Annotated in this window: 4 protein-coding genes; 3 read left to right on the forward strand and 1 reads right to left on the reverse strand. The window is 71.1% G+C overall.

Annotated features, from left to right (window positions below):
• Positions 1 to 33 precede the first annotated feature (33 nt).
• Positions 34 to 1134: a hypothetical protein gene (locus tag NBX02_RS07770; RefSeq protein ID WP_250281170.1), complete on the reverse strand. Its 1101-nt coding sequence runs from the start codon at positions 1132 to 1134 to the stop codon at positions 34 to 36.
• 555 nt (positions 1135 to 1689) lie between these two features.
• Here NBX02_RS07770 and ppdK point away from each other — a divergent pair.
• The 3 genes from ppdK to NBX02_RS07785 all read left to right on the forward strand — a co-directional run.
• On the forward strand, positions 1690 to 4389 hold the full coding sequence (gene ppdK / locus NBX02_RS07775; protein WP_250281171.1) for a pyruvate, phosphate dikinase: 2700 nt from the start codon (positions 1690 to 1692) through the stop codon (positions 4387 to 4389).
• 169 nt (positions 4390 to 4558) lie between these two features.
• Positions 4559 to 5230, forward strand: coding sequence for a YdcF family protein (locus tag NBX02_RS07780; RefSeq protein ID WP_250281172.1), 672 nt, complete (start codon positions 4559 to 4561; stop codon positions 5228 to 5230).
• Positions 5231 to 5412: 182 nt separating this feature from the next.
• A partial coding sequence (locus tag NBX02_RS07785; RefSeq protein WP_250290632.1) for a 1-deoxy-D-xylulose-5-phosphate synthase N-terminal domain-containing protein occupies positions 5413 to 6270 on the forward strand: 858 nt, incomplete at its 3' end.

Genomic DNA, 6270 nt, shown 5'->3' on the forward strand with positions numbered 1-6270 from the left:
ACGGTGTCGACGGTGTCGACGGTGACAGGCTCATCAACCCGGGCCCTTCGTGTACTGCGCCTCGATCCGACTGATCATCCGTTCGGATATCTCCGCGCTCGGTGGTTCGATGACGTTGACCAGCTGCGGTACGGGGCCGCTCCCGCGTTCGGCGGCGTACTGCCGGCCGTAACCGGCGTCCGCGGTGCGGAATCCGTGCCGCACGGCGAGCCGCTGCAGTTCCGGGTCGGTCGTGAGCAGGCGCCCGACGGTGTCTCCGGCGGAGGTCAGCGGCACAACGGTGTGTTTGGCGTAGATGGTCGGACTCGGATACATCAGCAGCATGTCGTTGGTCAGCGAACCGTCCCGGGCGAGCGCGTGGGCCCGGAACTGGGCCTCGTAGACCATGACCATCGGCGTTTTCCCGATACCGATGGTCAGGAAGTCGTTGAACGGCTCCTGGGACGACGCGTCCAGATAGCCCTGTCTGAGGAAGAGGGGCGCGAGCCGGTCCGTGATCCGTTCGGCCGTTCCGGGATCGGTGACCACGTTTCCGCCATTGCTCACATAGGAGGCGATCGCCAGGTAGAGGGCGGCCGAGTTCGACGTCCGCACGTCGGTCGAGCTGATGAGGAGGGACTTGTCGGTCCGGTAGGCGTTGTTCCCGGGCAGCTGGGACCACCGGGTGCCCGCCGCCACCAGGTCGAGGTATCTGCGCATGTCGAACAGGTAGTGGTCACCTTCTCGGCTGCTGACACCCGCCGCGGTCAGCAGTTCCGCGACCGGGGCGAAGGTGGCTATCGCCATGGGCGTGAAGAAGGGCACGTAGGAGGCGCTGATCCCGCGGTCGCGCCTGATGCGGTCGGCCTGTGGGGCGTCGGCCGGGAAGGCCAGGTCGAAGCCGGACAGGTCGTGGGTGGTGGCGATCTCGCGCGAGCCGGCGGAGGTGATCTCAAGCCGGTAGCCGGCACGGCCGAGGGCGGCGACCACGTCCGGATCGGAGAAGAAGGGCTGTTTCTCCGACGAGACCAGCGCCCGGACGGTGGTCTCGTTCTTGTGCGGAGCGGGCCGGATCCGCGGGATGACGATCACGGCGAGGACGCCGATGGTGAGCAGTCCGGCAAGCGCGAGCCCGAGAACCCGGTGGCCTCGCACGGCGTCCGCCCCCTCCTTCGACGCTGTTGGTCGACGCTGTTGGTCCGCTGGTCTCTCGGCACTGGTGGTCCGAGCCCGTCGGTACGCATCATGGTCTGTCCGCCGTGACCGGCGGGTCCTGGGCAGGCGGGGTTCGATATATGTACGAATTTTGTTCACCTGTCGGACATGGTGATAATTTACCCTGTTTACCCCGTTGACATGCGTCAGATGCGAAAGAATGCTGATCAGGTGATTTTCCGGCCGGGCGGTGGGAATCCTGGTGGGTGTGGCCGGTGAACGTTCCGGATATCTCCCGGCACCGCCCGGAACCGGCTGGGCGCGGCGAACCGGGCGCCTGGTTCCCGGATAGTTCCCGGAACGTTTTTCCGGACGGCCCGTGACGGTAGGCTGCTGGCTGTCAGGGGCCGGTCCGGCGGGCTACCGGACGACTTCTCGGGACGACTTCTCGGGAGGGGAGCCGCGGATCCGTCCGGGTGACCTGCGCGAGCCGGGGTGACGTGACATGGTCGATTCGGCGGTGGTTCGCGGGAGGCGGGACACGAGGGGGCGGCCATGACCACCTATGTGTACGACTTCCACCAGGGGAACAAGGATCTCAAGGGCCTGCTCGGCGGTAAGGGCGCCAATCTCGCCGAGATGACGAACATGGGGCTTCCCGTCCCGCCCGGTTTCACGATCACCACCGTCGCCTGTCGCGAGTATCTCGCGCACGGCCGGGTGCCGGCGGCGCTGCGCGACGAGGTCGACGAGCATCTGCGCGCCCTCGAGCGGGCCATGGGCCGGCGGCTGGGCGACCCGGACGACCCGTTGCTCGTCTCGGTGCGTTCGGGCGCGAAGTTCTCCATGCCGGGGATGATGGACACCGTCCTGGACGTCGGCCTGTCGGACGCGTCCGTGCCCGGCCTGGCCAGGCAGTCCGGCTCGCCGCGCTTCGCCTGGGACTCCTACCGGCGCCTGCTGGCGATGTTCGGCAGGACCGTGCTCGGGGTGCCCGACGAGCTGTTCGACGACGCCCTGGAGGCGGTGAAGAAGGCCCGCGGGGCGGCCAGCGACCTGGAGCTCGACGAGGCCGATCTGCGGGGGCTGACGGAGACGTTCAGGACGATCGTCCGCGACCGGGCCGGCCGGGACTTCCCGCAGGACCCCCGGGAACAGCTGGACCTGGCGATCCGGGCGGTGTTCGACTCCTGGAACGGTGAACGCGCCCGCCTCTACCGCCGCCAGGAACGCATTCCCGCGGATCTCGGCACCGCGGTCAACGTGGTCGCGATGGTGTTCGGCAACCTGGGTATGGACTCGGGCACCGGCGTGGCGTTCACCCGCGATCCGGGCAACGGCGACCAGGGCGTTTACGGCGACTATCTGCAGAACGCCCAGGGGGAGGACGTCGTCGCGGGTATCCGCAACACCCTGCCGCTCACCGCGCTGGCGGACGTCGACCGGCCCGCCTACGACCAGTTGCTGTCCGTCATGGCAGCCCTTGAACGGCACTACCGCGACCTGTGCGACATCGAGTTCACCATCGAGCGCAACAAACTGTGGATGCTGCAGACGCGGGTCGGGAAACGCACCGCGGCCGCGGCCTTCCGGATCGCCGTCCAGCTCGTCGACGAGGGCCTGATCACCATGGACGAGGCGCTGGCCCGGGTCACCGGCGCCCAGCTCGCCCAGCTGATGTTCCCCCGGTTCGCCGCGGACGGGCAGGCCCGGCGGATCGCCCGGGGAATGAACGCGTCCCCCGGCGCCGCCGTCGGACAGGCCGTCTTCGACTCGCGGCGGGCCGTTCAGCTCGCCGCCGCCGGCGTCCCGGTCATCCTGGTCCGCCGGGAGACCAACCCCGACGACCTCGACGGCATGATCGCCGCACAGGGCATTCTGACCTCCCGGGGCGGGAAGACCTCCCATGCCGCGGTGGTCGCCCGCGGCATGGGCCGGACCTGCGTGTGCGGCGCCGAGGAGATCGACGTCGACACCCACCGGCGGCGGGCGGCCGCACCCGGTGGCATCGTCGTCCACGAGGGGGACGTGCTCTCGATCGACGGCTCGTCCGGCGTGGTCTACCTCGGCGAGATGCCGGTGGTGCCCTCCCCGGTCGTCGAGTACTTCGAGGGCAGGCTGCCCGCGGACGGCTCCGACCCGCTGGTCGACGCCGTCCACCGGATCATGACCCACGCGGACGCCGCCGCCCGGCTCGCGGTGCGCGCCAACGCCGACACCGCGCAGGACGCCGAGCGCGCCCGCCGCTTCGGGGCCGTCGGTATCGGGCTGTGCCGGACCGAGCACATGTTCCTCGGCGAGCGCCGGAAGCTGGTCGAACGGCTCATCCTCGCCGACGGTGACGAGGAGGCCGATGCCGCGCTGGCCGCGCTGCTGCCGTTGCAGCGCGACGACTTCGTCGAGATCTTCACGGCGATGGACGGCCGGCCCGTGACGATCCGGCTGCTCGACCCGCCGCTGCACGAGTTCCTGCCCGACCTCACCGAGCTGTCGGTGCAGGTGGGCGTCGCCGCCGCGACCGGCCGGCCCGCCGTGGACGGCGAGGCCGCGCTGCTGGCGGCGGTCCGCCGGCTGCACGAGGAGAACCCGATGCTCGGGCTGCGCGGGGTGCGGCTCGGGCTGCTCATCCCGGGGCTGGTCGCCCTGCAGGTGCGGGCGGTCGCCGAGGCCGCGGTCATCCGCCGCCGGCGGGGCGGGGACCCGCGTCCGGAGATCATGGTTCCGCTGGTGGGCGCGGTCCAGGAGCTGGAGATCGTCCGTGAGCGGGCCGAGCAGGTGCTGGCAGAGGTCGCCGCCGAGAGCGGGGTCGACGTGCCCGCGCTGATCGGCACGATGATCGAGGTGCCGAGGGCGGCGCTGACCGCCGGCCAGATCGCCGGCGCGGCGGAGTTCTTCTCCTTCGGGACGAACGACCTGACCCAGATGAGCTGGGGCTTCTCCCGTGACGACGTGGAGTCGTCGTTCTTCTCCCGTTACCTCGAGCTGGGCGTCTTCGGCGTGTCCCCGTTCGAGTCGCTGGACCGGGACGGGGTCGGCCGGCTGGTGCGGCTCGCGGCCGAGGAGGGGCGGGCGGCCCGGCCGGGGCTCAAGCTCGGTGTCTGCGGGGAGCACGGTGGCGACCCGGACTCCGTGCACTTCTTCCACCGGATCGGGCTCGACTACGTGTCGTGCTCGCCGTTCCGCCTGCCGGTCGCCCGGCTGGAGGCCGGCCGGGCCGCCATCCTCGCGGCCGGCCACCCGTCGGACACGGCCTGATCCCCGTCGGGCACGGCCTGTGATCCCCGTCGGGCACGGCCTGACCGGGCCCGACGGACGCCTGACGGGCATACCGGATGTACCGGCTGCCCGGCTGGCCGGCCGGTGTGCCCGCTGTGCGGTGGAACACCTGCCGCCCCGCGTTGATTTGGGCATACCGTGACTGCCTGTGGCTACCATCCCGCGGCCGTGGACAGCGCGGTGGCTGCACGCACGCTGGTGGGTATGGCTGCTGAGGGTGGTCGCGATCCTCGTCCTGGCCGGCGTGATGATCAGCGTTCTCACGATGATCCAGATATGGGTGGTGGGGCGTTCGGACGACCAGCGCCGGTCGGACGTCCTGATCGTGCCCGGCGCCTCCCAGTTCAACGGCCGCCCGTCCGCGGTGTTCGCGGCCCGTCTCGACCACGCGCTGGCCCTCTACCGTGCCGGTGTCGCGCCCCGGATCGTGACGGTCGGCGGCTCCCAGGCCGGTGACGTCTACACCGAGGCGCGGGCCGCGGCGAACTACCTGGCCGCCCGCGGCGTCCCGGCCACCGCCGTGGTCGTGGTGGGTGAGGGCAGGGACACCCTGGGGTCGTTGCGGGCGGTGGCAAGGAGCATGGCGGTGAACCGCTGGCGGTCCGCGGTGATCGTGACCGACCCGTGGCACTCGCTGCGCTCCCGGACCATCGCCCGTGACCTCGACATCGACGCGGTCACCTCGCCGGTCACCACCGGCCCGGCCACCCGGGGCGTCGTCACCACGCTGCGTTACATCGTCCGGGAAGGCGCCGCGTACCGCTTCTACCAGCTCTTCCACCGGGCGACCCCGGTCGGCGCCGCCCCCGCCGCACTCTGATTCACAGGCCGGCTGATTCCACAGGCCGGCGCCGTTCGGGACGGCGGAACCCGGGGTAGAGCCCCCACATGGCCGCTCGCGTGGGCGGTGCCCGCGCACGTCCGCTGGATCGCCATCCATGACGCCACCGGCTGCTTTCCAGCACTGCCAGACACGGATACGCAGGCGTACAGGAGGCTGGTGTGGCAACTCCCGTGTCCGAGATCGCGATCGACCCGGCCGACCTCGACCAGATCCGCGAGCTGGCGCGGCAGCTGCGGGTGGACTCGATCCGGGCGACGACGTCCGCCGGGTCAGGCCATCCGACGTCGTCCATGTCGGCCGCGGACGTGCTGGCGGTGCTGGTCGGACGGCACCTGCGCTACGACTGGGACAGGCCGGACGACCCGGCCAACGACCATCTGGTCTTCTCCAAGGGGCACGCCTCCCCACTGCTGTACGCGGTGTTCAAGGCCGTCGGCGTGGTGTCCGACCACGAGCTGATGACCGGCTACCGCCGTTACGGCCAGCGCCTGCAGGGGCATCCGACGCCGGTGCTGCCATGGGTCGACGTGGCCACCGGCTCGCTCGGGCAGGGGCTGCCCGACGCGGTCGGGGTGGCGCTCGCCGGCCGTTTCCTCGACCGGCTGCCCTACCGGGTGTGGGTGCTGTGCGGGGACAGCGAGATGACCGAGGGCTCCATCTGGGAGGCGCTGGACAAGGCGTCCTACTACCAGCTGTCGAACCTGACGGCGATCGTGGACGTCAACCGGCTCGGCCAGCGCGGCCCGACCGAGCTCGGCTGGGACCTCGACACCTACGCCCGCCGGGTCGAGGCGTTCGGCTGCCGGGCGCTCGCGGTCGACGGGCATGACGTCGCCGCGGTCGACGAGGTCCTCACCGAGGCGTCCGGCTCCGACCGGCCGGTGGTCGTGCTCGCCCGCACCCGCAAGGGCGAGGGCTTCTCCGGGACGGCCGACGCCGAGGGCTGGCACGGCAGGCCGTTGCCGGCCGACCTGGCCGAACGCGCGGTCGCCGAGCTCGGGGGCGAGCGCCACCTG

The organism is Protofrankia sp. CiP1_Cm_nod1 (assembly GCF_920888515.1).
Taxonomy (GTDB): Bacteria; Actinomycetota; Actinomycetes; order Frankiales; family Frankiaceae; genus Protofrankia.

Coding starts and splice junctions, on each gene's coding strand:
- ppdK (WP_250281171.1), top strand. CDS start 1,690: ATGACCACCTATGTGTACGACTTCCACCAGGGGAACAAGGATCTCAAG.